Here is a 24,143-nt window from a genome sequence, read left to right on the forward strand (position 1 = left end):
TTTTGCGTTCCCGTTTCCCTTTTACGCCCGTCCACCACGGACAGACGGATGCCAGAAGGTGACACCTCTCTCGATGAGAGCGATGACACCGTAGAAGGCGGACCCCGCGACCGCCGCAACAGCGATCTCCGCCCAGACCAGATCAATGGCCAAACGGCCAACACCGGTCGAAATTCGGAAGCCCATTCCCACGACGGGCGTCCCGAAAAACTCCGCTACGATTGCGCCGATCAAGGCCAAGGTCGAATTGATCTTGAGGGCGTTGAATATGAAGGGGCCCGCAGCGGGGAGCCTGAGCTTCATAAGGGTTTGCCAATAGTTGGCGGCATAGGTGTGCATGAGATCGCGCTCGATGGACGAGGCTGCGTTGAGCCCGGCCACCGTGTTGATCAACATGGGGAAGAAGGTCATGGCGACCACGACCGCAGCTTTACTCTGCCAATCGAAACCGAACCACATGACCATAATCGGCGCGATCCCGATGATTGGAAGCGCCGACATGAAATTGCCAATCGGCATGATGCCCGCCTTCAAGAAGGGCGAGCGATCAACCGCAATGGCAACAAGGAGACCGGCAAGACAGCCAATGGCATAGCCGGGCAGCACGGATTTGATGAAAGTCTGAATGAAGTCCTGAGTTAGAATATAGGTCTCGGCCGCCATGCGGGCGGCAATGGCTGAAGGGGAAGGCAGAAGCACGGGCGGCACGCCTGCGCCGCGCGTGATGACTTCCCAAACGATGAGCAGGGCTAGGCCAAATATGGTTGGAATGACCAGCCCCGTGCCGGTGTGCGGCAGTTTTCCTAAGCGAATGGCGGTGGAGAGCTCTTCAACGAACAACCAAGAGAATGCCCAAGCCGAGATCAGCGCTAACCAATGATGGCCGGGCATCGTGCCTTCAGCAGGCAAGGAAGCGATGAGGGCATAGGCGCCAAACACCATCAGTACGCCGTCGACCCAGATCGGCAGTGGCTTTTTAAAGCGGATGAGCGTGAGTGCCCCCGCGATAAAGAAGATCAGCAGCAGTGGCGCGGCACTCAGACTGGTCAATGACAAGACCAAGCCAAGCGCGGCGCTGCCCCCTGCAACACTTGCGAGAAGCTTTTGCATGGGTGTGAAAGCGAGCGAAATCATGCGCGTGCTCCCATGCGAGCGTTGACGTATTTTTCAGCCGAACCGACCAGCGCCACCAAGACGGCGGCAATCCCTGCGGCCAAGAACAGCGCCGCCCAGATTTGCACGGTTTGACCATTGTAGGAGCCCGTGAGCAAACGCACGCCAAGGCCACCACCGGCGGCATTGGACAGCTCTGCCACCACGGCGCCGATCAGCGAAATGGCAATGCCAACCTTCATCGAGGCGAAGAGGAAAGGCATGGCCGCTGGCCAGCGCAGCTTCCAGAACACCTGCCAGGAATTGGCATCATAGGTGCGCATCAGATCGAGCTGAATATTCTCCGGCGAACGCAGCCCCTTCACCATGCCGACAACGACGGGGAAGAAGGAGAGATACATGGATATCAACGCCTTAGGGATCATGCCCGTGAGGCCGACGGCCCCCAACCCCACCACAATCATCGGCGCGACCGCCAAAATTGGAATGGTCTGGCTGGCAATGATCCACGGCATCAAAGAGCGGTCGGTGGCATCATTGTGAATGATTGCGACGGCCAACAGCACGCCCAAAACCGTGCCAAAGGCGAAGCCGAGAAGCGTCGCTGAGAGGGTGATCCAACTGTGATAGGCGAGCGAGCGCTTGGAGGTGAGATCCATAGCCACCGTTGCGCTCCAAATCTCGGAAAACACCTGATGGGGCGCTGGCAGCACAGGTTTGGCCTGCGCCCAAGTTTGCTGGGCAAACTCGGTGACGGGCACATTTTCGAGATTTGCGCGGGTGTTGAGCGTGTTCTGCCAGGGCGCGTTCATATGGATCGCCATCGCGTACCAAAAGGCGACAATGGCGATGAGAATGGTGAGAACGGGGAGGATGCGGTTCAGCATGGGGGCGATACCCCCACCCAACCTCCCCCTGTGAGGGGGAGGGGTTGAGCTGGTGATTTTAAACGCGGCGTACCCGAGACACCATCTGATCGCTCTCCCTCATCGGGGGAGGCTAGATGGAGGCCTTCATGATGAAGAGAAAGAAGCATGGCTATACATGCTCCTCGTCATAGGAATGACCGGCCCGCAGGCCGTCACGCACACGGGCGGCGATTTCCAAGAACTCAGGCGTTTCGCGAATGTCGAGCGGCCGCTCCTTGGGCAGCGTGCTCTCGATAATGTCGGTGACGCGGCCTGGACGCGGGGACATGACGACGATCTTAGTCGACAGATACACCGCCTCGGGAATGGAGTGGGTGACAAAGCAAATGGTTTTTTCGGTCCGCGCCCAAAGTTTTAAAAGCTCGGAATTGAGGTGGTCTCGGACGATCTCGTCGAGCGCACCAAAGGGCTCGTCCATCAGTAGAAGATCGGCATCAAAGCTGAGCGCGCGAGCGATGGAGGCACGTTGCTGCATGCCACCCGAGAGTTGCCATGGGTATTTCTTCTCAAAGCCGGAAAGGTTCACCAGCTCCATGGTGCGCTTGATGCGTTTGGCCTGTTCACTGGCGGAATGCCCCATAATCTCGAGCGGCAGGGCGACGTTTTTTTCAATGGTGCGCCACGGATAGAGCGCGGCGGCCTGAAACACATAGCCATAGGAGCGGTCTTTCCGCGCCTGCTCGGCAGTCTTTCCGTTGACGGTCAAAGTGCCGGATGTGGGGCGTTCAAGATCGGCAATGGTGCGCAAAAATGTCGTTTTTCCGCAGCCGGAGGGGCCAATAAAAGAAACAAACTCACCCTTGTTGATGGTCAAATTGACGTCAGAGAGCGCAACAACGTCGCCGTCGCCGGTGGGGAAGGTGAGGCCAAGATTTTGAGCGTGAACGACAGTGGTCATTGCGCAGAGGCCCCCTCACCCGACGCGTTGCGTCGACCTCTACCCCAGGGGGAGAGGTTAACCAGTGCACCCTCTTCACCTCTCCCTAGGGGGAAAGGTCGGCCCATTGGGCCGGGTGAGGGGGCCTTCGGTAGAAAACTAGTCAAAAAAGTCATCAAACCCCCGTCGCTGGGATGCCAGCGCGTTCGATCTTGCGAGGAGAGACGATGTCCTTCCACGTGCTGAGCGCGCGGTTGACCGGGTTCTTGGCTTCACGCGCCACAAACTTGCCGTGGCCGTGCTCGCCCTGGAACTTGTCTTCGATGACCGAGACATGGCCGCGGGTCAGCACAAAACGCGGCATCCCCTTGCATTCAAAGCCTTCAAACACGTTGTATTCGATGACCGATTGCTGGCTCTTGGCCGAAATGGTCTTGGTGCGTTCCGGGTCCCAGACGATGAGATCGGCATCGGCGCCAACCAGCACTGCGCCCTTCTTTGGGTACATGTTGAGGATTTTGGCGATATTGGTCGAGGTTACGGCGACGAATTCGTTCATGGTCAGACGACCGGTATTGACGCCAGCGGTCCACAGCACAGGCAGGCGATCTTCAAGACCGCCGGTGCCGTTTGGTATTTTTGAGAAATTTCCAATGCCATTGCGCTTCTGCTCGGAGGTAAAGGCGCAGTGGTCGGTGGCAACGCAGGAGAGCGAGCCGGATTGCAAGCCTGCCCAGAGCGAGTCCTGGTGCTGTTTATTGCGGAACGGAGGAGACATGACGCGGCGGGCGGCGTGGTCCCAATCGGGATTGAAATATTCACTTTCATCCAGCGTCAGGTGTTGGATCAGCGGCTCGCCATAAACGCGCATGCCCTTGGCGCGGGCGCGGCGGATGGCTTCGTGGGCCTGCTCGCAAGAAGTGTGAACGACATAGAGCGGCACACCCGCCATATCGGCCAGCATAATGGCGCGGTTGGTGGCTTCCCCTTCCACTTCTGGCGGGCGAGAATAGGCGTGGCCTTCAGGGCCGGTATTGCCTTCTGCGAGAAGCTTTGCCGTCATCGCAGCGACAATATCGCCGTTTTCAGCATGAACGAGGGGCAGTGCACCAAGGTCGGCGCAGCGCTGGAACGAGGAGAACATCTCATCGTCGTTCACCATCAGGCTGCCCTTATAGGCCATGAAATGCTTGAACGAGGTGATGCCCCGATCGACCACCTCGGCCATTTCGTCAAAAACCTGCTCGCCCCACCAGGTGACGGCCATGTGGAAGGAATAGTCGGCATAGGCTTTGCCGGTTTTATTGTCCCACATTTTGAGCGCTTCTAAGAGGCCCTGGTTGGGATTGGGCAGGCAAAAATCGATGACCATTGTGGTGCCGCCCATAAGGCCAGCGCGCGTACCACTTTCAAAATCATCGGCAGAATACGTGCCCATAAAGGGCATTTCGAGGTGGGTATGCGGATCAATTCCGCCGGGCATGATGTAACAGCCGGTCGCGTCCAAAACCTCATCGCCGGAGAGGTTGTCGCCGATCTCAACGATCACATCTCCTTCGATTTTCACGTCGGCTTTGTAGGTCAGGTCGGCCGTGACCACCGTGCCGTTCTTGATAACTTTACTCATTGTCGTTCCCTCTAAAGTCTGCCCGATCCGCGCTTTCCCCTCGCGCGGATCGGCGATGTCTATTTACACCCTCTCTTCACCTCTCCCTTTGGGGGAGAGGTCGGTCTTCGTGAAACGAAGTCCGGGTGAGGGGGCCTTGCTCAAATGCTCGGCAATGGCAGTGAGCACCCCTTCGGTGTTCTCCAAAACGTCGTCGTTCCAGAAGCGTAAGACCGAATAGCCGTGGGCAGCGAGATCCCTCGTTCTCGCTGCGTCTTTGGCATTCTCGGCGTGTTGGCCGCCATCAAGCTCCACAATAAGGTCAGCTTCTCGATAGGCGAAGTCGGCGATATAAGCGCCCACTGGCAGCTGCCGAACGAATTTGAACCCGTTTAATTGCCTTTCGGGGATGTGCTCCCAGAGTTTTATCTCCGCGTCAGTCAAATTGGCGCGGAGGCGTTTGGCGGCTTGGGCGGCAAACTTGGTTTTGAGCGTGCTCATACGGCCCCCTCACCCGACGCAACGCGTCGACCTCTCCCCCAAAGGGAGAGGTAAAGAGGGTGCTTATGCAGGAGCACTGTCTTCACCCCACGATCTCCGCTGTTTCAAGAACGGCGTGCAGCAACACGTCGGCTCCGGCTGCGGCCCATTCGGGGGAAATCTCTTCCGCTTCATTGTGCGATAGCCCACCGACACAGGGGCACATGATCATGGTCGATGGAGCGACCTTTGCCGCCCAGCACGCGTCATGGCCCGCGCCAGAGATGACATTCATATGGCTGTAGCCAAGGCGTTCGGCGGCTGCGCGCACACGGCCAACAAGCGTTGGGTCAAAGGTGACCGGATCAAAATGACCAATGGCTTCAACTGCGCATTTAACGCCGATTTCGTCGCAGATCGCGGCCGCACGCTTTTCGATTTCGCCGCGCATGCGATTGAGCTTGGCGAGGTCTGGCGTGCGGATGTCGACCGTGAAGATGACAGTGCTTGGGAGCACATTGCGCGAGTTTGGAGAGAATTTGACCTGCCCCACGCCGCCAACGGCGCCCGGCTGTTCGCCCATTGCCACGTCCTGCACCATCTCGAAAATGCGGGCCATGGCGAGCCCGGCATTGACGCGCATGTTCATGGGGGTGGAACCGGTGTGCGCCTCGCGACCGGTGAGAGTGAACTCGAGCCACCACAGGCCTTGGCAATGCGTGACGACGCCGATCTGCTTTTCTTCGGCTTCAAGAATAGGCCCTTGCTCAATGTGATACTCGAAATAGGCGTGCATTTTGCGCGCGCCTACCTCTTCGTCACCCAGCCAGCCGATGCGCTGGAGCTCATCGCCAAAGCTCTTGCCGTCCTGGTCTTTGCGGCCATAGGCGTGCTCCTGGCTAATGACACCGGCAAACACGGCTGAAGCCAGCATGGCGGGGGCAAAACGCGCGCCTTCTTCATTGGTCCAGTTGGTGACGACGATGGGATGCTTGGTTTGAATGCCGAGATCGTTCATCGAGCGCACAACTTCGAGGCCTGCGAGCACGCCCAAGACGCCGTCATATTTGCCGCCGGTTGGCTGGGTATCGAGGTGCGAGCCGATGTAGACGGGCAGGGCGCTCGGGTCCGTGCCCGCGCGGGTCATGAACATTGTGCCCATTTGATCGACGCCCATCGTGAGCCCGGCTTCGTCGCACCATCGCTTAAAAAGCTCGCGTCCAGCTTTGTCGCTGTCGGTGAGGGTTTGACGGTTATTGCCGCCAGCCACACCGGGGCCAATCTTGGCCATCTCCATCAGGCTATCCCAAAGCCGGTCGCCATTGATCTTGAGGTTTTCACCGGGTGCGGTCATGCGTGTGTCTCGTCATTCTTAAGGTCGAAATAAAAAGCCCTGCCGTCGCGGTGCGCGAGCGGCAGGGCTTACCTTCAATAGCATTATGTGCGGCGCTGGGCCGCCGGAGCGGGGTCGCAGAGATCAACTTATGTTCGATCCTGCTCCTCATCTTTGCCTACTTCACACTTGGGAAGCTAAATTCGGCACCACCCTTGATGCCGGCTGGCCAGCGGGTGGTGACGGTTTTGAGCCGCGTATAGAAGTGAATGCCTTCAGGCCCGTAGATGGAATGATCGCCAAATAGGCTGCGCTTCCATCCGCCGAAGGAGTGGTAGGCCACCGGCACGGGGAGGGGCACGTTAATGCCCACCATGCCCACTTCGATCTTGTCGGCAAATTCACGAGCGGCGTCGCCGTCTCGGGTGAAGATGGCCGTGCCATTGGCATATTCGTGCCCGTGGATGAGATCGACCGCGTCTTGGAAACTGTCCCGGCGCACAACCGAGAGCACCGGTCCAAAAATTTCTTCCTTATAAATCTTCATCTCGGGCTCGACATTGTCGAACAGAGTGCCGCCGACATAATAGCCATTTTCATAGCCCTGTAGGCTGAAACCGCGGCCATCAACGACGAGGTCAGCGCCGTCTTCAACGCCGCTATCGATATAGCCGACGATCTTATCGCGGTGCATTTTGGTGACGACCGGACCCATTTCGGCGTCCTTATCGGTCGCAGGGCCAATTTTCAGGGCTTCAACGCGTGGTTTCAGCTTTGCCACCAGCGCATCCGCTGTCTGCTTGCCAAGGGGCACAGCCACCGAGATCGCCATACAACGTTCGCCCGCTGAGCCATAGCCTGCGCCCATCAGCGCATCGGCGGCCTGATCGAGGTCCGCGTCTGGCATGATGATCATGTGGTTTTTGGCGCCGCCGAGGGCCTGCACGCGTTTGCCGGCTTTGGTGCCGCGCTGGTAGACATATTCGGCAATCGGGGTCGAGCCAACGAAGGACACAGCCTTGATGTCGGCATGGTCCAAAATCCCGTCGACCATTTCCTTATCGCCATGGACGATATTAAGAATGCCTTCGGGAAGGCCTGCTTCCATAAAGAGGTTCCAGGCCAGCATTGGAGCGGATGGATCGCGTTCCGACGGTTTTAGGATAAAGGCATTGCCGCAAGCGATAGCGGCTGGATACATCCACATCGGCACCATGGCCGGGAAGTTGAACGGGGTAATCCCGGCAACAACGCCCAGCGGCTGCCGATCCGAATAGCTGTCGATAGACGGGCCGACATTGCGGCTGAACTCGCCCTTCAAGAGATGCGGAATGCCACAAGCAAAGTCGACGCAGTCAATGCCACGGGCGACTTCGCCCAAGGCATCGTCATGCACCTTGCCGTGCTCTTTGGAGATTTCGCGGGCCAGATCATCAGAATATTGATCGAGCAGCGCCTTGAACTTGAACATGACGCGGGCGCGCTTCATCGGCGGGGTATTGCCCCAAGCCACTTGAGCGTGTTTGGCATTGGCGACAGCGGCGTTCAACTCATCGAGCGTCGAGAGCGGCAGCTCAGCCGATTGTTCGCCTGTTGCCGGATTAAAAACCGGGACGCGGCGAGAGGATGTGGAGACATAACGTTTGCCTGCGACGGCGTTCTCAATGACCTGCAATTTTCCCTCCTAGAGTAGGCGGGCAGTGCGGCCCCTCAGCCGCTCTGCGCCGTCCCGGTTTAGTCCAGCGTCTTGAGAATGTCGGACAGTGTGGTGACGATCTGATCGATCTGGCTTTCAGAAACGATCAGCGGTGGCGACAGCGCAATGATGTCGCCGGTGGTGCGAATGAGGACGCCCTGTTCATAGGCTTTTAGGAACGCCGAGAAGGCGCGCTTGGTCGGTGCGCCGTCGATGGGTTTCAGCTCGATAGCGCCAACGAGGCCGATATTGCGAATGTCTATGACATGCGGCAGCCCCTTAAGGCTGTGCAGACCATCTTCCCAAACTTTGGCCAGTTCGGCGCCGCGCGTGAGCAGACCTTCATCCTTGTAGGTTTCGAGCGTGGCGAGACCCGCCGCCGAGGCAATAGGATTGCCCGAGTAAGTATAGCCGTGGAAGAACTCGATCATGTTCTCCGGCCCGGTCATGAAGGCGTCGTGGATTTCCTTGGAGACCATGACAGCGCCCATTGGGATGACGCCATTGGTGAGACCCTTCGCCGTGACCATCATGTCAGGCACAACGCCAAAATAGTCGGCGGCAAATGGTGTGCCGAGACGGCCGTAGCCAGTGATGACCTCGTCGAAAATAAGAAGAATACCGTGCTTCTTGGTGATCTCGCGTAGGCGCTTCAAATAGCCTGGCGGTGGAATGAGCACGCCGGTGGACCCGGCCACGGGCTCAACAATAACCGCTGCGATGGTGGATGCGTCGTGCAGGGTCACGATGCGTTCGAGCTCGTCAGCCAGATCTAGGCCGTGTTCCGGTTCGCCGCGCGAGAAGGCATTTTTGGCGAGGTTATGGGTATGTGGCAGGTGGTCGACGCCGGTGAGCAGCGTGCCGAACATTTTGCGATTGGTGACAATGCCGCCAACGGAAATGCCGCCGAAATTGACCCCGTGATAGCCGCGTTCGCGACCGATCAGACGTGTTCGTGAGCCTTGGCCGATAACCTTCTGATAGGCGAGCGCAACTTTGAGCGCGGTCTCAACCGATTCAGAACCAGAGTTGGTGAAGAGAACATGGTCGAGCCCGGCAGGGGAGATGTCGACAAGGCGGTTTGCGAGCTCGAACGCCTTGGGATGCCCCATTTGGAAGGCAGGCGCGTAATCCATCTCAGCGGCCTGTTTGGCAATGGCCTCAACAATTTTTGGGCGCGCGTGGCCAGCATTGCAGCACCACAGGCCTGCGGTGCCATCGAGCACTTGGCGGCCATCAGCGGTGGTGTAGTGCATGTCTTTGGCAGCCACGAACATGCGTGGGTTCTGCTTAAACTGGCGATTTGCCGTAAACGGCATCCAGAACGCGCTGAGGTCGTTTGGCGCAACGGTGGATGATGGCGACACTATAGAACTCCCCCCTGAACTTAAGTCTTGCGTCAAACAGACTTGACGATGACGCCAGAAGTCAGGAAATTTTGACCAATTGGAAAAATGTTACCATCCCTATCCATTCCCGCAAGGCGAAAATGAGCACGAACAATACAAAGACGAGCGGGAAACTTGTGGGGTGAGTAAAAATTCAGCAATGACTGGTCAGGATGTGATCGCGACGCCTAGTAAAAAGCCTAAGGCGCTGACTCGAATACAGAAAGAAAAGCACGACCTTATCCTTGGTGCAGCGCTTGAGGTCTTTTCTGTCCATGGCTTCCGAGGGTCGACCATTGACCAAATCGCCGAAGTGGCGGGAATGAGTAAGCCCAACTTGCTCTATTACTTCCCACGCAAGGAGGAGATTCACCGCCGCCTGATTTCCGAGCTGCTGACCACTTGGCTGGCCCCGTTGCATGAAATGAAGGCCGATGGCGACCCAGCGAGCGAAATCCGCTCGTACATCCGGCGCAAACTGGAGATGGCGCGCGATTTCCCCCGCGAAAGCCGTCTCTTCGCCAATGAAATGCTGCGTGGGGCCGAGCATGTCATCGACATGATCGAGGTGGATTTGAAAAATCTCGTCGATGAAAAAGCGCAGATTTTGCTGCGCTGGATGGAGGAGGGCAAGCTGGCGCGCACCGACCCCTATCACCTAATTTTCGCCATCTGGGCGACCACCCAGCACTACGCCGATTTTGACGTGCAGGTTCGCGCTATTCTCGGGCCAGGCCGCAATGGAGAAGGCCGCTTTGAAGACGCCGCCCGCACGCTGGAGCATTTGTTCATGCAGGGCATCCTGCGGACGGCGAGTAGCCCATAACGACGGGCGCAGGGAAACCGCGGTGTCTCAGCGACTGAGGGGACGTGTCATCCCGCGTATAATCTTGCCAACGAGCGTCGATGGACTGTGCCGGAAAAAGCGCAGATCCCGATAGGCCTTCCGCAGTTTTGGGCCGATTGAACGTTCTGTTGGTCGCTGCCTGTCGGCCATCCACTCGTCGATATTGTGGTGGCGAACCGTGGCGTTGAGCGCGGCCATGAACGTGCTTGGAACGTCATACGGGGTGTGTTGTGTCAAAAACTGAAAATAGGCTAGAGCATGGGCCTGCAATCCGTGACGCCGAATGCGGGCTTGAAGCGCCACCCAGTCAATCGCGTTAGGCACAATGGCGAGTAGCGCATGGCCCTGAAGTATCGCTGTGAAACAGGCGATGTCGTCATGAATTGCGGGTTGCACGCAGGCACAAAAGAGTAGCTCGGTCGGAGATAGCAACCGCACATGCCTGTCTTGGAATTGGTGCATGTGAGACGCTGCGATGCACTCTTGTACGAAATGCCGATTGGTCAGACTGGGTAACGGGCTCGTTCTGAGAATGATCAAACAGTCGCTGCTCGGCGGGTGCCAAGAAGCGTTGTCTGGCGCGGGCCTTTCGCTCACGGGGCGATAGGCATTTGCTTTGAAGAGGTCTTTGGCCGCATGAAATTGAGCAGCCGGGATCAGCAGCTCCAGTGCGCCGAGAGCCATCCCATCCAAACGCACCGCCTTGTGCGCGTGCAAAGCCAAACCTGACAGCAGGATGGGCGCGATGGTCTGCTGGGCCATTAGATCCAGAACCTGCCGCAAGTGGTGCAGGTTCGCCGCGTTTCTAGTGAAGAGATTTCGGCTCACGCCGCGCAGGCGCTCGTATTCACGGTCTGCGATATTTTCTCGGGTCACGAAATCGGCAAGCATTGGAAATGCACGGTGTTGTGCAAAGGGAACGGCGCTCAAAGGGGTTAGCGCGCGCCATTCTGTGTATGCGTCTACTGAGGCCGCCCCGCTCTGCGCAATCGCTCGCAGCACGAGCGCATAGGAACGATCAAGGTGAGGAGCAAGCGCGGTCGCTTTAGGTGACGCGGTCATAGTTGTGGCTGAGTTCGCCTCAGTCCTTCTTTGCAAGCGGCCAACCGACTTCAGCGTCCACTTCATGCACGGGATCCAACAGCAAAAGGCTCTGCATGTCGCCAAAGGATTCCAATTCGGGCAGATCTACAGCATCTGTAAAGGCGGCGAAGCTGGGAGCTGTGCTCGGCACCGCGGCGCTATCGACGCGTCGCATCAAGCCATGATCCTGCAACTGCTGTATGAAGCTGTCTGTCGCGACCGCGAGATCGCCGCGCGCGCTGGCGAGCGCTCGGATCGTTTCGATCGAGTGACCGGCATTGAGGTCAGCCCAAATAGCAGCGCCGGAGGCCTTGATACTGAAATAGATGCCAGTTTCGAGATTGATGGCCACCAACTCGCCGTCAAATTCTTCGGCGCTGCAATTGGGTTCAGCTGTTTGAAGGAATGTCTCGGTCATCTCAAGGTCTCCATATAGTGGTGTTGGCGCAGGCCAGTTCGCGTCACGATCTGACTTTGTAGTCTGCGCCTTCGGCAATCGTCGCGAGCTCGAGCCCTGTCTCATCAATGAGATAGTCGTAGTTTTCGGTCTGAAAGCGGTTGGTCGGGTCTAGTTCTTTGTAGCGGTGATATCTGGCCAGACGATCCGCGGCATCGATCATACGCAGATGATAAATTGCGTAAGGCAATTGCCTGCCGACCGCATGGAGCCGCATGACGATCTCCAGCGGCATCCAATGGCGATGCAACTGGCGCGGATCAAACTTGTTGTGCGAAGGATTGTTCTTGAACAGGCGATAGCGTGCCTTCTGGCCCCAAATCCCGTCCACGCGATACGTGCGGTCGTCGTTCCACATTTCACGTAGGCGCAGGGAAAAGGCCTCAACGCCACGAACGTCTGCTTCTTTCAGTAGCGCTGGCAGCGACGCACCAAAATTGAGTTCGATACGTTCATCGGCATCGATGCATAAAAACCAGTCCGCCTGATGACGACGGCCTGCTTTGATGAGTTCAATATGGTTGTCGCGTTCTCGCCAGGGTTGACCAGGAGGACGTTTGATCAGCTCAGCAAGCTTTGGGTGAGCGGACAAAATATCCGCTGTCTTGTCCATTGACCCGTCGTCGATGGCTATAATCGCATCAACGACTGGGGCGATATTCTCAAGCCATTCGGCGAGGTAGCGCTCTTCATTGCGCGCTTGCAGCAGAGCGACAACTTTCATGATTTTCCCTGCAGCGCGCGGCGTCGATCGATAAGCGCCTTTAAAACAGGCGCATAGCTTTGATTTCGCAGCGTTTTCGTGCTGTGGTTAGAGCTGTGGACACGGCGCATCGATACTGTCGCGTCGAGCATAGTTGTAACGAGGCCCGCATCTTTTGCTCTGCCGTACCAGTCCATGAACTCGCCGACTTGAAAAGTCTCATTGAACGGCCCGACCGCTCGGATGTCCTCTACAGCGGCGAGCAGAGTGCCTGCCGAAAAAGCAGGCATTGGATCAGGAGGGCAGGCTAGGGTTCTAGTCAATTCCGGGGGCAGTTCAGGCGACAAAAAATGTTGCATGTGGCCAAAGACCAATGTCTTGTACTGGCCTGCGAGTGCGATATGCTGGAGTTCAAGCTTTTCGGGCGCCCACACGTCATCGGCACTGAGAAACGCAATAGTGTTGGTATTAGTCAGTCGCACGCCATGATTGAGAGCTGCAGCAACGCCGGCATTGGCCTGGTGCACATAGGTGACGCCCTGGTAGGACTGCGCAATCTCTGGGGTGCCGTCGGTTGAGCCATCGTCGACGATCATGATCGCGGCAGCAGGCCGCGTTTGCCGCACAACACTGTTGATGGCTTCGCGCAAGTATTTTTCCGCATTGTAAGCCGGTATGACGACGGTTGTGTCGGCGGGGGGCGTCTTATTCAAACCGAATTACCTGATGTCAAAGTCTCATGCGCACTACGCAGGCAGCGTAGTGCTTAAAAGCGGGTGTAGTTATCTGGGCACTGATACATTAGAGCTTGACCAATGCGAGTGCCATTAATCAAATCAACCAATTTCTTTGCGGTAAAATCAGTAGTGACCATCTTCTTGGCCGGCTTCAATAATCCAATTTTTAAGTCGTTATAGTCTTCTTGTGTCGCATTCGGCAAGACCGCGAGGAGCGGATACGCAGCGGTGTCTGCATGCTGATTTTGGTTGCCTGAAAGTTTTGAAAATATTTCACAGGCATAACACCGAACTGAATAGGCAAAGGCTAATTGCATGACCCAACTCAGCTGCGAGCAATTCAGCGGATCAACCGAAATGAACGGGTGAAGATCGAAGGCGACTTGATGGCCCGCCGCGTTCTGAGCCATCCAAAAATAGCCAATTTTGTTGTGGTGTTGAGCAAGCTCCAGAATGATCCGGCTGACGTTTATATTGACTAAGCGGTAGGTTTCCGTCTCGTCCGCGCCGATGTCGTGGTAGCCGGTCGGCCATTCATGTATCGAGAACCATGAGACATGCTCACCATGCGCGATACGCCCGTAGCCGACGCAGGCGACGACCTCTATGCTGAGCCTTGCAAATTCTTGCGCCATGAAAAACTCGGTGGCAGCCTGCTGAAACGATGCGCCTCCCACGAAAGCAGTGTTGTGGCCGCTGGCCACATCCACCATCATCCGTCCATCGAAATCAAAGCGCGGTGCGGTCGGTCCAGACGCTACGTGCGTCCCAAATTTTACACCACCGCCACGATAACCTGCCCCTTTGATCTTTAGCGAATAACCGCGTTTATCGGGGTGGGGTAGATGGATCGATCTGCCGCCATCAACCAAGGCAATCCGAGACGGTTTTTCGAACCAAGCCCGTACCCGTTGGGATATTGCCGGGGGTGCATGGCGAACTTCTATTGAACTGACAGTCATCGGAGTGAATAGCATTTCTGAGAAATGTATTTTATCAGACGGTTAAGCTAGCAAATCGTCCTTGTGCACAAGCAAAAAGAGCATGCAGATGGCAGGACTAACTGAATTTTCCACCTCCTGTCTAACAGTAGACGGCGCCACTGCAGTTCAATGGATGCGCCAGGTGATCAGCCATTTGGCTACGGCGCCGCAACCCGTTTGGCATCGTCGCAAAATTTTTCTCGCGGACCTTCAGCTTGAGCTTGTTTTTGATGATGCCTCGTTGGCCGATGATTATGTCGGCATCTTGTCGTCGCGCGCAGTGGAAGACCTCTGTGAGCACCGTATTTTCATTCTGACGGGAACACATACGCCGGAATTTGGGGTGCCGCGACTGGATCAGTCGACATGCTCCCCCGAGGCTTTTCAACACTTAGCTCGCGCGGCAGGATTGCGTGCGGCCTATCCGTTTCAGGAAGGGACTTGGAAGTTCTACGATACGGAGCGACGCATTGGCGTCCAGCTGACAGAACGCAGAGAAACTCTGCCGCTTTGGGACGCGACAGCGCCGTTGCGCCAGCACTTGCACTGGATATTCGATGAGCATGAGCAGCGGCTCGCCCATGCCGCAACCCTAGGGCTTAACGGCGCTGGCATAGTGATGTTCGGGGCCGGAGGCGCAGGAAAGTCTGGAACTACTCTTGCGGGCTTGTCTGTGGGTCTCAAGACCGTCGGCGATGACTATATTGCCTTAGACTTGGCAGGGTCTTGCCTTGCTCGTGCGCTGTACAGGGTTGTCAAACAAGATCGTTCAGGTTTGGCGCGCCTACCTCATTTGCAGCAGGGCACGGCCGATTTGGCCGACAATTGGCGCGGCAAGGTCATGTTTAACCCCGACCGGTATTTTCTTGAACCCTTTGTGAGTGAACTCCGGCTCGGTGCCGTGGTTTTGCCCCATATTGCGCACGCTGCGGTTCCGGCTTTGCGCCCGGCCAAAGCGCGCGAGGTCATGCTTGCATTGATGACGTCCAATCTCTTTCAATTCCCTGCAGAACAAGAACGCGGTATGTCGTTTTACGCCAAGCTTCTCAGACAGCTCCCGTGTTTTCATCTAGATCTCTCAGCTGACGCCGAACAGAATGGCCGCCTATTAAAGGCTTTTATCGAGGCGAATTTTCCGCACGACGGCATGCGGTTCTCGGCCGAACTTACGGGATAGGCTCTGCGCCGATTTGCCGTGCGAATGCGGGAAGGCAATAGCGCAGGCGTCTGTCAAAGGCATCCGCTTGTGCCACCAAATTGCGTTCTCGGAGCCAAGCCAACTGTCGTTCAGCATGGACATCGTGGAAGCATGAGAGTTCCATGGCCATGTTCAGATGAGCCTCGCTCTTGGCGTCGTCAACGTTGCGATACGCATCCGCGCACAGGAGGCGCAGCGCGATATTTTCGCCGTCCATGGACACGGCGCTTTCGAGCAGGCTGATGTTTTGGAGCGGGCTATCATGTTCTTCAGTGCTCGCCAGCCGATAAGTGCGCTCCAATTGGCGCGCTCCCCGCGCCGCACCGACACTATAGGCCCAGCTCCCAATGCTGAGAAAAGGTTTGACTGCAGCAAGAGCTGACTGATCCAGACCGATGAAATCGGTCGCTATCTTGTTGGCAGCGCGTCTGCGTTGGCGGGCATTTGCAGAGACGGTTTTGAATTGAGCCAATGGCGTAGGTGACGCTTTGTCGGAAGGCTTACCTCGTGCAGCTCGAAACCCTCGTGCATAGAGGTCTTGGGTGAGCGACCACCCTGTTTGAGGATTGGCATGCTCTGTCTGCACTTCGGGCGCCCAAGCGGCAAAGACCTGACGTCCAAGCCGTTGAGCAAAGGAACTGTCTTCAGCGATCCGGGCGGCTGTGTTGAAATACCCAAACTCAGCAAAGACATCGCGCTTATAGGAAGCGCCATACCGTAGTGCATATGCGGGATGGATCTGGGGGGAACGAAGGCCAAAGAGCAGCAAGTGGGCAGCGAGAGCGGGGGCATTTCGCAGGTCAGGCAAGGCGATGGCCGAAGCGACAGCGCGACTACCCTTTGCATGTCGTTGCAATCTCGCGCTGACCCAGCCTGGTCTGGCGATGCAGTCCCCGGCGAGAAAGCCAACATAGGGTGCTTGCGTCGCGTCAATGCCAATATTACGCGCTGCGCCGACGCGCAAAGGCCGCTCGATATCTATGACGCGGATGCGTCCACTAAATTCGCTTAGAAGCGCCCCCGCCCCTCCGCCTCCGGAATTCACCACTACAACTTCCGCAGCGCAATCCTGGCGGAGTAGGGACGCGACTGCTGCAACTAAACCCGGTTGCGCGAGGAAACCAATAACGACGACGGCCAAGTCTGCGCGGTGCAGGTTCGTCGGAGAGACATGTTCTGATGGCCCGGTGACCCAGCGCTTCCACGTCTCGGAGGCCATCGATAACACTTTCTTACATCATTGAACCGGCGGCGGAATCCTTAACACCACGTAGCCCAATGTGTATAGAATCTGTCTTTCACGAGGACTTATGAGTTCGTGGTGCTGACGTTCATACTGTGTGGACGTCAGCACGGTCGAGGCATGTCGGCTATGGGATCGCTTATGAAATGACACGTCTAGACCTGCGTACATTTGCTCAGATCGGTTTCAATGCGGCTAAGGGGCAATACCCACTCGCACAATTGCGTCACTTGCGGGCAGCTGGCGTGTCCGTCCAAAGCATCGAAACTTTAGCTACGCGGCACAGGCTTAAACCTATTTTTGCCTATCTGCTCTCGGAGGTGAACTGGGATACGGCCCTTCCCAAGCCAGCATATTACGTCGCGCGGCATCTCCATATGCGTCAACAATTATTGGAACTGGATCGTGCCCTCCAAAATGCTGGGGCGCGGGTGATTTTGCTCAAGGGCGCTATCCAGATTTTTCGGCCAATTTATCCGCGTCCCGGCCTTCGGCAGATGGCGGACTTGGATATATTGGTGAGCACCCCCCAAGCCCTGCAAGTCTTTGCAAAGCTCGGCTATATCACCGTGGATCCGGTAGACGAGTTTCCAACGACACTAGAGCTCAAAATCGGCGAGCATCACCTTGCGCCAATTGGGCGAGAAGGAGATGCGGCGCGGGTCGAGCCGCATGTGCTATGCGTACCTCCCGCATATGTAGGTTTCCTCGGCGATGTCGAGGGCAGTGCCATCGCAGCTTCGGGAGCCCCTGGCCTGCTTATGCCCTCGCGCGTCGATCAGATCGTTATCACTCTTATCCACGCGCTCCGAGCCGACAGAAACAGCATGCATGGTGGATTGTTTCTACGCTCCTTTATCGAGCTGGAACTGTTGTACGAGGGGCTGGAGGCCTCTGAGCGCATTGCGCTAGAGAGAGCAATGAGTACGAAGACTAATGCACGGTTGTGGGACGACTGGCGCGTCGTTGCTGACTGGGCGTTGCGCGGTGATAACAGCGCGCGCTGGCGGAGTGTCCGTGCAGCACAGCTGATTGCTGAAATCGAGTTAAGGCACCTCGGTAGCAGCGGAACGATGATCGCAGCGAGCCTCAATCTGCTCGCCGACATGACACGGCCGCAGTTCTGGAAACATGCACGGCCCCAGAAATTTTTCGGTAAATTGTTTGATCGTGCTTTTTGGCGACGCCTGACTGCCTCTTTTAGAGCCTGAGGAAGTCCAGAAGTGTTTTCGGCGCTTGCCGTCCGGTCGGCTGTTGTCACCATGGCGAACACAGCACACACCCGCTTTTAACCACTCTTGTTCCAGAACTAAGCCTCGCGTTGGAGGGCAGGGCGTGTCGGGGGACAGATCGAGTTTGGAGCGCCGCGAGTGGGCGCTGGTCGGCGCTGTCTGGCTAGGCGCAGTAGTCGTGATGCTCTATCGCGTTTTCGCGGCAGGCGAGGCGCAGCCCCTTTTTGCGGACACCGACGACGCGATGCGGCTGGTTTTTGCGCGCGACTTTCTGAACGGTCAGCCGTGGTTTAATTTTATTGCGTACCGGCTCAATACGCCTTTTGGCGCGGAGCTGCATTGGTCGCGCTTCGTCGATCTGCCAATCGCCGCCCTACTGGCCGTTTCGACTTGGGGTGTCGGCGCGAGCACGGCGGTGGTTGTCACCGGGGTGGTCTGGCCGCTGTTGCTCTTGGCCGTTTTGATTTATCTCACCGTGCGCATCACCAAAACCTTGGTGGGGCCAGAGGGTGTGCTTCCCGCTGCGCTTCTGCCCGTGCTGAACCCTGCGCTGATGGCCGAATTCTCACCGGGTCGGCTTGATCACCACAATGTCGTGGTCGTGCTGACCTTGGCGACGGTCTTGGCAACGCTTATCGGGCAGCGTCGCTCGGTCGGCGCATGGCTCGCGGGATTTTTCGCGGCCTTTTCTATCGCCGTGGCGATTGAGGCTCTGCCTCTTGTCGCCGGAGCAATCTTGGCCTTTGGCCTTGCCTATGTGCTCGACGGACAAAAGCGCCATGCGATGATGCGCTTTGGAATAAGCTTTGCGCTCAGCAGCGCCTTCTTTCTCGCCACCGCGCGTATGCCGGATCGGTGGTTGGAAGCGGCATGTGATATGATCTCGCCAGTCTATGTGCTCGCCGCCGCTTTGGTTGGGCTGAGCTATTGCGCAGTCGCGCTGCTGCCCCAACAAAACCACGCGTTCGGCCGTTTGGCTTTGTTAGCGCTGTTCGGGGCGGGAACACTGAGCATTCTCGCTTTTACCTATCCGCAGTGCGTGCAAGGCCCCTACAGCACGCTCGACCCCTGGCTGCAGGCCAATTGGCTGAATAATATTGTCGAGGCAAGACCATGGCATGTGAGCCTCGTCGACGGACCGGTTTATGCTTTCGTGGTGACTGTGCCCGTGGTGTCGGGGCTTATCATCGGTGTGGTAGCGCTCAGGCGTGGCGTAAACATCGACCTTTGGCTGGCTCTGGTGTGCTTTCTGGCACTGGCCTGTCTTGCCATGCTGTTTCAGATCCGCGGAGCGCGTCTTGCCACCAGCCTATCTGTCCCGATGGCAGCATGGTTGATTGTGGGGGCTCGGCAGAACTATCTTCGAAACACCAATATTTTGAGCACGCTGGGGCTGCTTGTAAGCTGGCTAGTCTCTGCAGGTGCAGTGCTGGGCCTTGGCGGCAATGCCGTATTGGCCCTGACAGGCAATGCGCCCTCGGCAGAGGCCTCTTTAGACATAGGCGCACGGCAAGAATGCCTACTGCCTGACGCGTTTGTCGATCTGGCAGGCTTGCCAGTTGAGCGGATCATGACGCCTATCGATCTGGGGGCGCATATGATGCTGTATACGCCGCACCATGTTGTGGCGGCGCCTTATCACCGTAACGAGCAGGGGGTGTTGGACGCCTTCCGCTTTTTCCAAAGCAGCGAAGCCGACGCTTTAGCGATTGCGCGCAAGCGCGGTCTGGGTTTGGTGGTCACATGCCCGTCCATGCCTGAAATGGGCGTCGAAAAATCCGGGGATGGTCGATCGCTTTTGAGCCTCATCGCCGCAGGGCAATTGCCCGAATGGTTGCATGAGGTGCCGTCTGCAGGCCCGCTCAAAGTCTACGCTATTGTGCCGGAATAAGCCCGAGCTCGGCTTGTAATCGTTTGGAGAGGTTTGCAGCAACCAGCCGGCGTGCTTCCACGATATAGGCGCAAATGTCTTGCTCGGTCAGTGGGCTGCGATGGGAGATCGCCACCCATCCGGCGCGGGCGAAGTAAGGCGCGGGGCGAATGCCTTCCACCTCAATCATCAGGGAAAAACTCATAGGCGACACTTTGAGCCAGATCTCGCCCGGGTCCTGGTCGAGCAAGCAAAACACCTTACCGCCAATCTTGGCGACAGAGTCGTCGCGCCATTGCCGGACCAGCGTTACGGCTGGAAGGCTTAAGACGAAGCTCTCAAACGGCTCCCGATGCATGATCGCTGGATAAGTCACGGCCGGTCCGGAAAGAAAAAAGCGCCCCGACGGATCGGAGCGCGAAATGCTTACCATGTGAGGGGACAGCGCCTCAACTAGGCCGAGACGCCCAAGCCTATTGGGCAGCTGACGCCTGTGCCCGCCAAGCCGCAATAGCCATTGGGGTTTTTGGCAAGATATTGCTGATGGTAGGTTTCTGCATAATAGAAGGGGCCGGCAGGGCCGACCTCCGTGGTGATAGGTCCCAAGCCACGCGCCAGCAGCGCCTCTTGATAGGCAGCGCGGCTTTTGTCGACCACTGCTGCTTGCTCGGGTGTCGTCGTGTAGATGGCGGACCGGTATTGCGTGCCCACATCATTGCCTTGGCGCATGCCTTGAGTTGGGTCGTGTTCTTCCCAGAAGGTCTTCAGCAGTGCCTCAAGCGAGATCTGCGTGGGGTCATAGACTACTTTAACAGCCTCGGTGTGACCGGTGAGGCCAGAGCAAGCTTCCTCATAGCTCGGGTTCGGCGTGTGCCCGCCTTGATACCCCACTGCAGTGACCAGAACGCCTGGTACTTGCCAGAAGAGGCGCTCGGCACCCCAGAAGCACCCGAGTGCGAGATAGATTGTCTGGCTCCCGTCGGCATAAGGCCCCTTCAGCTTCGTGCCATTGACGAAATGGTGTACGGCAATAGGCATCTCGGTAGCGCGGCCGGGCAGGGCTTCGCTGGCAGAAGGAAGAGTAGCTGGCTTGCGGAAAAACATGAACCGCTCCTGTGTCTGCGTTTGAGGCTGTGTACCCCATATGGGGATTGGAGCGGCGAAGCGCCAGAGCTGGAGGTTAGATGTACTCAGGCTGCAAAAAGCGTTCGCGGCGCGGGCGACGCCCCACCAGCGCAAGAACTATCCCCAGGATTCCGAACACCGCAAAAGCAGGGTAACCCAACAAAGCCGAGAGTCCGGTCTGCAGCATGTCTGCAAAGTAACGGCTTCCTACGAAAGAGAATGTCGCCTCGAGCGTGGACGGGTTCAGTTGGGTCCAGAAGTTTTCAAGGCTAGTCCAAGTAATTGACTTGGAGGCGAGGGATTTTGTACCGTCGATGATCAGCATAATCAGGCTGAGGGCGATAATCCATGTGCCCAAAAACCTCAAAACTGCGCGCATACTACCCTCTTCCGTTCGTGGGGCGGAGAAACACAGTTGTCGGCGCAACCCTTCCACCCCTCATGTCGGCCATCTTATCACCCTCGCTGGTAAGCTGAAACGGATGATGGTGATAAACTCAAGAATGTGGGTGAACGATCCCTTGCGTCCGAAACGATCCTGAGTATATTGCGCCTCGCTCGCAGGGATTTCCAACCCCTATCGGTTCGTCCGAAACAGCGATGCGGAGAGGTGGCCGAGTGGTCGAAGGCGCACGCCTGGAAAGTGTGTAGGCGGGGAACCGTCTCAAGGGTTCGAATCCCTTTCTCTCCGCCATTCACAACCCATTGATTTTATTGAATATTCGACATTTCGGGCGGGAATTGTACCCAGCAATGTACCCGAGGCGGTCGCATGCACCTTACGGCTCGTCCCAGCGGCTGGCGATTCCAGATCCGAATCCCGCGTTCCCTTGAGCCCGCTTTCGGCACCGTGCCGGTCAGGCTGAACCTTGGTCCCTTACCGAAACGTCCAGCATTACGGGTGGCGCGTTTACTGGCCGGTCACGCCGAGAGGCTATTCCGTTCGGTGGAAAACGGGGGAAGCATGGCCAATATGGACCGCGACGATTTGGTCGAAGAGCTGCAAGCATTGTTGGTGCAGGTGCTGGCCGATGCTGAAGCGACCATCGCAAACCTGCACAGGCAGCGGGAGATAGAGGTCAAGACGGTAACGCTGCGCTTGCAGACCGAGCGGTATCGGGACCAAATGGCTACTCAGGAACGACTCCAATTGCTGGGTGGTCGGCTCATCGGCTTGCGGGAAACCGTCCAGCAGCTTCCGGCCCTGCAACGCGACGGTATATTGGCGCAGTTGGGTGAGTTGAAAGACTTAGTCCAGATGTCGCTGGACGGCGGCGCAGTGCGTCCGCTGCTGCTGGACGAACTTGCAAAATGGACTCCGCTGCGGAAGGGACATGCCGCCGACAAGAAAGTCAAAACCGACGACAACCGTATCCGCGACTTCGTAACGTTCGCTGGTGACAGGCCCGTGAACAAGTACAAGTTCTCGGACCTCCAAGCCTTCACCAATCTTCTGGCGCGGGTTCCGGCCAATATGGTCAAGGACCCCAGGTTGAGGGCCATGAGTCGGGAGCAGGCCGCCGATTAGACGACCTGCCGGTGGCGCACCGCCTTGACACGCTGACCGGCAAGGCCATCGACGCCAACTACCTATCGCCGCTGCGCATGTTCTTCCGCGACATGGCGGCGAACCATGACTTCCGTTCACCTATGGCCGACATGAGCCCAAGGATTCCACCCAATGCCCGGGAATCGGTCGAGCGGGTACCGTTTACGGTGGACGAGTTGAATATCTGGTTCAAAGCCGCAGCTAAAGAGAAGCGGCCCGACCTCAAGTGGCTGCCATTACTGGCGACGTTGACCGGCGCGCGGGTGGGCGAGCTTATCAATTTGCAGGGCAAGGACGTCTACAAGGTGAACGATACGCTGTGGGTTGCTGATCTAACCACCGACTTGGTGATCGAGGGCGAGGACACGAAACGGCAGATCAAAAACAAGGGCAGCCGTCGCCTATTTGCCCTGCACTCCATTCTGGAGGAAACGGCGTTCCTCGATTATTGCACGAAGAGAAAGGGCGAGGACTGGCTGTTTCCTGCGGCCCATCGGCATGGGAAGGAGGCCGTGAAAGACCCGGCCAGCGCGGCGTCCAAGCGCCTCAACGCTCGTTTGGTGGCGGTGGGGATCCATCGCCCGTATGAGACGACATTCCACTCAAGCCGCCACACCGCCAAGGACATTATGCGTGTCGCCAAGATCGACCCGCGCACCGCAGATCGTCAGACCGGCCATGCCATGAAGACGGCAGGCGATGCCTACGGTTCGAAGACCTTGTTGATCGAGGAGGTCGAGGTGCTGGCGGCACTAGCGTTGCCGCAGGGGCTGGACCTGTCGCCTTATTTGATCAAAAAGATACTACGTTGACCGGAGAAATAACTTGGCCAATCATCTTAAAAAATCAGCCACGCCAAGCAGTGGTTTCGACATCGAACCGTAAACTGACTTCTGGATAACATAGCCAACAACAGTGCATCGTGACATCGTCACGTATTTCTCGTCCATGCCGGATCGAAGTTGCGCAACGCTGAACTGGTTCAATCCGTCTGTAATCTGATCGGCGGCTGATCCTGGTATCAAGCGATCAAGCCCTCCAGTCGTTACGTCATTGGAGAGCCCAGTTCTCTCCACAAAGCGTCGAACGTGCTCATCGTCACTCTGCCGAGCGGCATCGATTTCATAGGCGATGAAATCGTTCGACGCACCGTACTTCTTGCAAAGTACATCGGTGAAACGTGCTGCACACGTCATCAATGCAGCGTTGACCTGGCCTCTATTCGATTGCTCTGACGACATTTTCGCAAGGTTATCATATCCAAAACCACCACGATCCGCTGCCTCAAGCATCCATAGGCTGCTTTGCGCGGAAGGATGTCCAAGGCTGGCGCCTTTGTACCAGCAGTCCGCAGCGGCATCGAAACTCCACGGACTTATGAGACCTGAGCCGTGGATAATCGATAGGTTGTAAAGCGCCGACACATGTCCACCGCTGGCGGCAATCTGGAAATGTTGGCTGGCTTCTTCGAAGCGACTGGATTGAAGGCTCACAACCCCTTTGGTGTATTCGGCTTCTGTGTCGTTGCTATTGCTTTTGAAGAAGGGATTCTGAAATAGGGCCACTGATGTCTCGCTTCGAAAAAATGCAATGCCAAATGTTATCAAAGGGGTGTTGCCGCAGTGCTTACTGGTCCGATTATACCAGATTATACCAGATCAATCACCGTAACTGGTCTAGCGGAATGTTACGAT

The 24,143-nt window shown here is 57.1% G+C and carries 24 protein-coding genes and 1 tRNA gene; 7 read left to right on the top strand and 18 right to left on the bottom strand.

The genetic code is table 11. The features are described from left to right. Window positions 1–21: 21 nt before the first annotated feature. From H4N61_RS00335 to H4N61_RS00370, 8 genes are all read right to left on the bottom strand, one after another. Window positions 22–1,110 carry an ABC transporter permease gene (locus tag H4N61_RS00335; RefSeq protein ID WP_169194507.1) on the bottom strand — a complete coding sequence of 363 codons (1,089 nt, stop codon included), beginning with the start codon at window positions 1,108–1,110 and terminating at the stop codon, window positions 22–24. Between the two features lie 20 nt (window positions 1,111–1,130). Beyond that, entirely contained in the window at window positions 1,131–2,000 is an 870-nt protein-coding gene (locus H4N61_RS00340; protein WP_182394666.1) for an ABC transporter permease, read from the bottom strand. Between the two features lie 151 nt (window positions 2,001–2,151). Continuing rightward, window positions 2,152–2,940 (bottom strand): ABC transporter ATP-binding protein, encoded by a 789-nt coding sequence (locus tag H4N61_RS00345; RefSeq protein WP_169194219.1) that lies wholly within the window; start codon window positions 2,938–2,940, stop codon window positions 2,152–2,154. A 154-nt stretch (window positions 2,941–3,094) separates the two neighbouring features. After that, on the bottom strand, window positions 3,095–4,546 hold the full coding sequence (gene hydA, locus H4N61_RS00350; RefSeq protein ID WP_182394667.1) for a dihydropyrimidinase: 1,452 nt from the start codon (window positions 4,544–4,546) through the stop codon (window positions 3,095–3,097). A gap of 63 nt (window positions 4,547–4,609) precedes the next feature. Beyond that, on the bottom strand, window positions 4,610–5,026 hold the full coding sequence (locus H4N61_RS00355) for an endonuclease domain-containing protein (protein WP_169194217.1): 417 nt from the start codon (window positions 5,024–5,026) through the stop codon (window positions 4,610–4,612). Window positions 5,027–5,108: 82 nt separating this feature from the next. Further along, complete coding sequence (locus H4N61_RS00360) at window positions 5,109–6,359, bottom strand: Zn-dependent hydrolase (RefSeq protein ID WP_169194216.1); 1,251 nt, start codon at window positions 6,357–6,359, stop codon at window positions 5,109–5,111. Between the two features lie 157 nt (window positions 6,360–6,516). Continuing rightward, window positions 6,517–8,013, bottom strand: coding sequence for a CoA-acylating methylmalonate-semialdehyde dehydrogenase (locus H4N61_RS00365; RefSeq protein ID WP_182394668.1), 1,497 nt, complete (start codon window positions 8,011–8,013; stop codon window positions 6,517–6,519). Between the two features lie 59 nt (window positions 8,014–8,072). Further along, entirely contained in the window at window positions 8,073–9,353 is a 1,281-nt protein-coding gene (locus H4N61_RS00370) for an aspartate aminotransferase family protein (protein WP_182395873.1), read from the bottom strand. Between the two features lie 229 nt (window positions 9,354–9,582). On the opposite strand from H4N61_RS00370, the gene H4N61_RS00375 reads away from it, so the two are divergent. Further along, a complete protein-coding gene (locus tag H4N61_RS00375) occupies window positions 9,583–10,248 on the top strand; it encodes a TetR family transcriptional regulator C-terminal domain-containing protein (RefSeq protein WP_169194504.1) in 666 nt (221 codons plus the stop codon). A gap of 27 nt (window positions 10,249–10,275) precedes the next feature. On the opposite strand, the gene H4N61_RS00380 is transcribed toward H4N61_RS00375, so the two are convergent. Genes H4N61_RS00380 through H4N61_RS00400 form a run of 5 tightly spaced genes read right to left on the bottom strand, consistent with a single transcriptional unit; the run spans window position 10,276 to window position 14,211 of the window. Further along, the gene (locus H4N61_RS00380) at window positions 10,276–11,397 is read right to left on the bottom strand and encodes a nucleotidyltransferase family protein (RefSeq protein ID WP_349236471.1); all 1,122 of its coding nucleotides are present in this window, start codon (window positions 11,395–11,397) and stop codon (window positions 10,276–10,278) included. Further along, window positions 11,351–11,770, bottom strand: coding sequence for a PqqD family protein (locus H4N61_RS00385; RefSeq protein ID WP_169194213.1), 420 nt, complete (start codon window positions 11,768–11,770; stop codon window positions 11,351–11,353). Before H4N61_RS00385 ends, H4N61_RS00380 begins: the two co-directional genes overlap by 47 nt. A 43-nt stretch (window positions 11,771–11,813) precedes the next feature. Further along, window positions 11,814–12,533 (bottom strand): glycosyltransferase family 2 protein, encoded by a 720-nt coding sequence (locus H4N61_RS00390; RefSeq protein ID WP_169194212.1) that lies wholly within the window; start codon window positions 12,531–12,533, stop codon window positions 11,814–11,816. Then, a complete protein-coding gene (locus H4N61_RS00395) occupies window positions 12,530–13,225 on the bottom strand; it encodes a glycosyltransferase (RefSeq protein ID WP_199368511.1) in 696 nt (231 codons plus the stop codon). The genes H4N61_RS00390 and H4N61_RS00395 overlap by 4 nt, the downstream gene beginning before the upstream one ends. 53 nt (window positions 13,226–13,278) lie before the next feature. Continuing rightward, window positions 13,279–14,211, bottom strand: coding sequence for a hypothetical protein (locus H4N61_RS00400; RefSeq protein WP_182394669.1), 933 nt, complete (start codon window positions 14,209–14,211; stop codon window positions 13,279–13,281). A gap of 88 nt (window positions 14,212–14,299) precedes the next feature. Between H4N61_RS00400 and H4N61_RS00405 the strand changes: the two genes are divergently transcribed. Then, window positions 14,300–15,409, top strand: coding sequence for a hypothetical protein (locus tag H4N61_RS00405; RefSeq protein ID WP_169194209.1), 1,110 nt, complete (start codon window positions 14,300–14,302; stop codon window positions 15,407–15,409). Here the strand turns inward: H4N61_RS00405 and H4N61_RS00410 are convergent. Continuing rightward, on the bottom strand, window positions 15,399–16,649 hold the full coding sequence (locus H4N61_RS00410; protein ID WP_169194208.1) for a glycosyltransferase: 1,251 nt from the start codon (window positions 16,647–16,649) through the stop codon (window positions 15,399–15,401). The two genes, H4N61_RS00405 and H4N61_RS00410, sit on opposite strands and share 11 nt — an antisense overlap. A 170-nt stretch (window positions 16,650–16,819) precedes the next feature. Here H4N61_RS00410 and H4N61_RS00415 point away from each other — a divergent pair, with 170 nt between their 5' ends. Together H4N61_RS00415 and H4N61_RS00420 are read left to right on the top strand one after the other, a co-directional pair. Then, on the top strand, window positions 16,820–17,884 hold the full coding sequence (locus tag H4N61_RS00415; RefSeq protein ID WP_182394670.1) for a nucleotidyltransferase family protein: 1,065 nt from the start codon (window positions 16,820–16,822) through the stop codon (window positions 17,882–17,884). Between the two features lie 124 nt (window positions 17,885–18,008). Continuing rightward, window positions 18,009–19,796, top strand: coding sequence for a hypothetical protein (locus H4N61_RS00420; RefSeq protein ID WP_182394671.1), 1,788 nt, complete (start codon window positions 18,009–18,011; stop codon window positions 19,794–19,796). Here the strand turns inward: H4N61_RS00420 and H4N61_RS00425 are convergent. The 3 genes from H4N61_RS00425 to H4N61_RS00435 form a co-directional block, all read right to left on the bottom strand. Then, on the bottom strand, window positions 19,780–20,151 hold the full coding sequence (locus H4N61_RS00425) for an MmcQ/YjbR family DNA-binding protein (protein ID WP_182394672.1): 372 nt from the start codon (window positions 20,149–20,151) through the stop codon (window positions 19,780–19,782). The two genes, H4N61_RS00420 and H4N61_RS00425, sit on opposite strands and share 17 nt — an antisense overlap. Window positions 20,152–20,228: 77 nt before the next feature. Further along, window positions 20,229–20,879, bottom strand: coding sequence for a peptide-methionine (S)-S-oxide reductase MsrA (msrA, locus tag H4N61_RS00430; RefSeq protein WP_182394673.1), 651 nt, complete (start codon window positions 20,877–20,879; stop codon window positions 20,229–20,231). A 76-nt stretch (window positions 20,880–20,955) separates the two neighbouring features. Next, entirely contained in the window at window positions 20,956–21,279 is a 324-nt protein-coding gene (locus tag H4N61_RS00435; protein ID WP_169194203.1) for a hypothetical protein, read from the bottom strand. Window positions 21,280–21,504: 225 nt separating this feature from the next. Between H4N61_RS00435 and H4N61_RS00440 the strand changes: the two genes are divergently transcribed. The 3 genes from H4N61_RS00440 (at window position 21,505) to H4N61_RS00450 (ending at window position 23,261) form a co-directional block, all read left to right on the top strand. Further along, window positions 21,505–21,594, top strand: a tRNA-Ser gene (locus tag H4N61_RS00440). A 270-nt stretch (window positions 21,595–21,864) separates the two neighbouring features. Next, complete coding sequence (locus H4N61_RS00445; protein ID WP_182394674.1) at window positions 21,865–22,428, top strand: hypothetical protein; 564 nt, start codon at window positions 21,865–21,867, stop codon at window positions 22,426–22,428. Window positions 22,429–22,439: 11 nt separating this feature from the next. Beyond that, window positions 22,440–23,261 (top strand): site-specific integrase, encoded by an 822-nt coding sequence (locus H4N61_RS00450; protein ID WP_182394675.1) that lies wholly within the window; start codon window positions 22,440–22,442, stop codon window positions 23,259–23,261. A gap of 21 nt (window positions 23,262–23,282) precedes the next feature. Here the strand turns inward: H4N61_RS00450 and H4N61_RS00455 are convergent, their stop codons facing one another. Then, window positions 23,283–24,014 carry a sel1 repeat family protein gene (locus H4N61_RS00455; RefSeq protein WP_182394676.1) on the bottom strand — a complete coding sequence of 244 codons (732 nt, stop codon included), beginning with the start codon at window positions 24,012–24,014 and terminating at the stop codon, window positions 23,283–23,285. Window positions 24,015–24,143: the final 129 nt, after the last annotated feature.

It is taken from the genome of Devosia sp. MC521 (assembly GCF_014127105.1).
In the GTDB taxonomy this organism is placed as follows: domain Bacteria; phylum Pseudomonadota; class Alphaproteobacteria; order Rhizobiales; family Devosiaceae; genus Devosia.

Coding starts and splice junctions, on each gene's coding strand:
- H4N61_RS00335 (WP_169194507.1), bottom strand. CDS start 1,110: ATGCAAAAGCTTCTCGCAAGTGTTGCAGGGGGCAGCGCCGCGCTTGGC.
- H4N61_RS00340 (WP_182394666.1), bottom strand. CDS start 2,000: ATGCTGAACCGCATCCTCCCCGTTCTCACCATTCTCATCGCCATTGTC.
- H4N61_RS00345 (WP_169194219.1), bottom strand. CDS start 2,940: ATGACCACTGTCGTTCACGCTCAAAATCTTGGCCTCACCTTCCCCACC.
- hydA (WP_182394667.1), bottom strand. CDS start 4,546: ATGAGTAAAGTTATCAAGAACGGCACGGTGGTCACGGCCGACCTGACC.
- H4N61_RS00355 (WP_169194217.1), bottom strand. CDS start 5,026: ATGAGCACGCTCAAAACCAAGTTTGCCGCCCAAGCCGCCAAACGCCTC.
- H4N61_RS00360 (WP_169194216.1), bottom strand. CDS start 6,359: ATGACCGCACCCGGTGAAAACCTCAAGATCAATGGCGACCGGCTTTGG.
- H4N61_RS00370 (WP_182395873.1), bottom strand. CDS start 9,353: ATGCCGTTTACGGCAAATCGCCAGTTTAAGCAGAACCCACGCATGTTC.
- H4N61_RS00375 (WP_169194504.1), top strand. CDS start 9,583: ATGACTGGTCAGGATGTGATCGCGACGCCTAGTAAAAAGCCTAAGGCG.
- H4N61_RS00380 (WP_349236471.1), bottom strand. CDS start 11,397: ATGAAGTGGACGCTGAAGTCGGTTGGCCGCTTGCAAAGAAGGACTGAG.
- H4N61_RS00385 (WP_169194213.1), bottom strand. CDS start 11,770: ATGACCGAGACATTCCTTCAAACAGCTGAACCCAATTGCAGCGCCGAA.
- H4N61_RS00390 (WP_169194212.1), bottom strand. CDS start 12,533: ATGAAAGTTGTCGCTCTGCTGCAAGCGCGCAATGAAGAGCGCTACCTC.
- H4N61_RS00400 (WP_182394669.1), bottom strand. CDS start 14,211: ATGACTGTCAGTTCAATAGAAGTTCGCCATGCACCCCCGGCAATATCC.
- H4N61_RS00405 (WP_169194209.1), top strand. CDS start 14,300: ATGGCAGGACTAACTGAATTTTCCACCTCCTGTCTAACAGTAGACGGC.
- H4N61_RS00410 (WP_169194208.1), bottom strand. CDS start 16,649: ATGGCCTCCGAGACGTGGAAGCGCTGGGTCACCGGGCCATCAGAACAT.
- H4N61_RS00415 (WP_182394670.1), top strand. CDS start 16,820: ATGACACGTCTAGACCTGCGTACATTTGCTCAGATCGGTTTCAATGCG.
- msrA (WP_182394673.1), bottom strand. CDS start 20,879: ATGTTTTTCCGCAAGCCAGCTACTCTTCCTTCTGCCAGCGAAGCCCTG.
- H4N61_RS00435 (WP_169194203.1), bottom strand. CDS start 21,279: ATGCGCGCAGTTTTGAGGTTTTTGGGCACATGGATTATCGCCCTCAGC.
- H4N61_RS00445 (WP_182394674.1), top strand. CDS start 21,865: ATGGCCAATATGGACCGCGACGATTTGGTCGAAGAGCTGCAAGCATTG.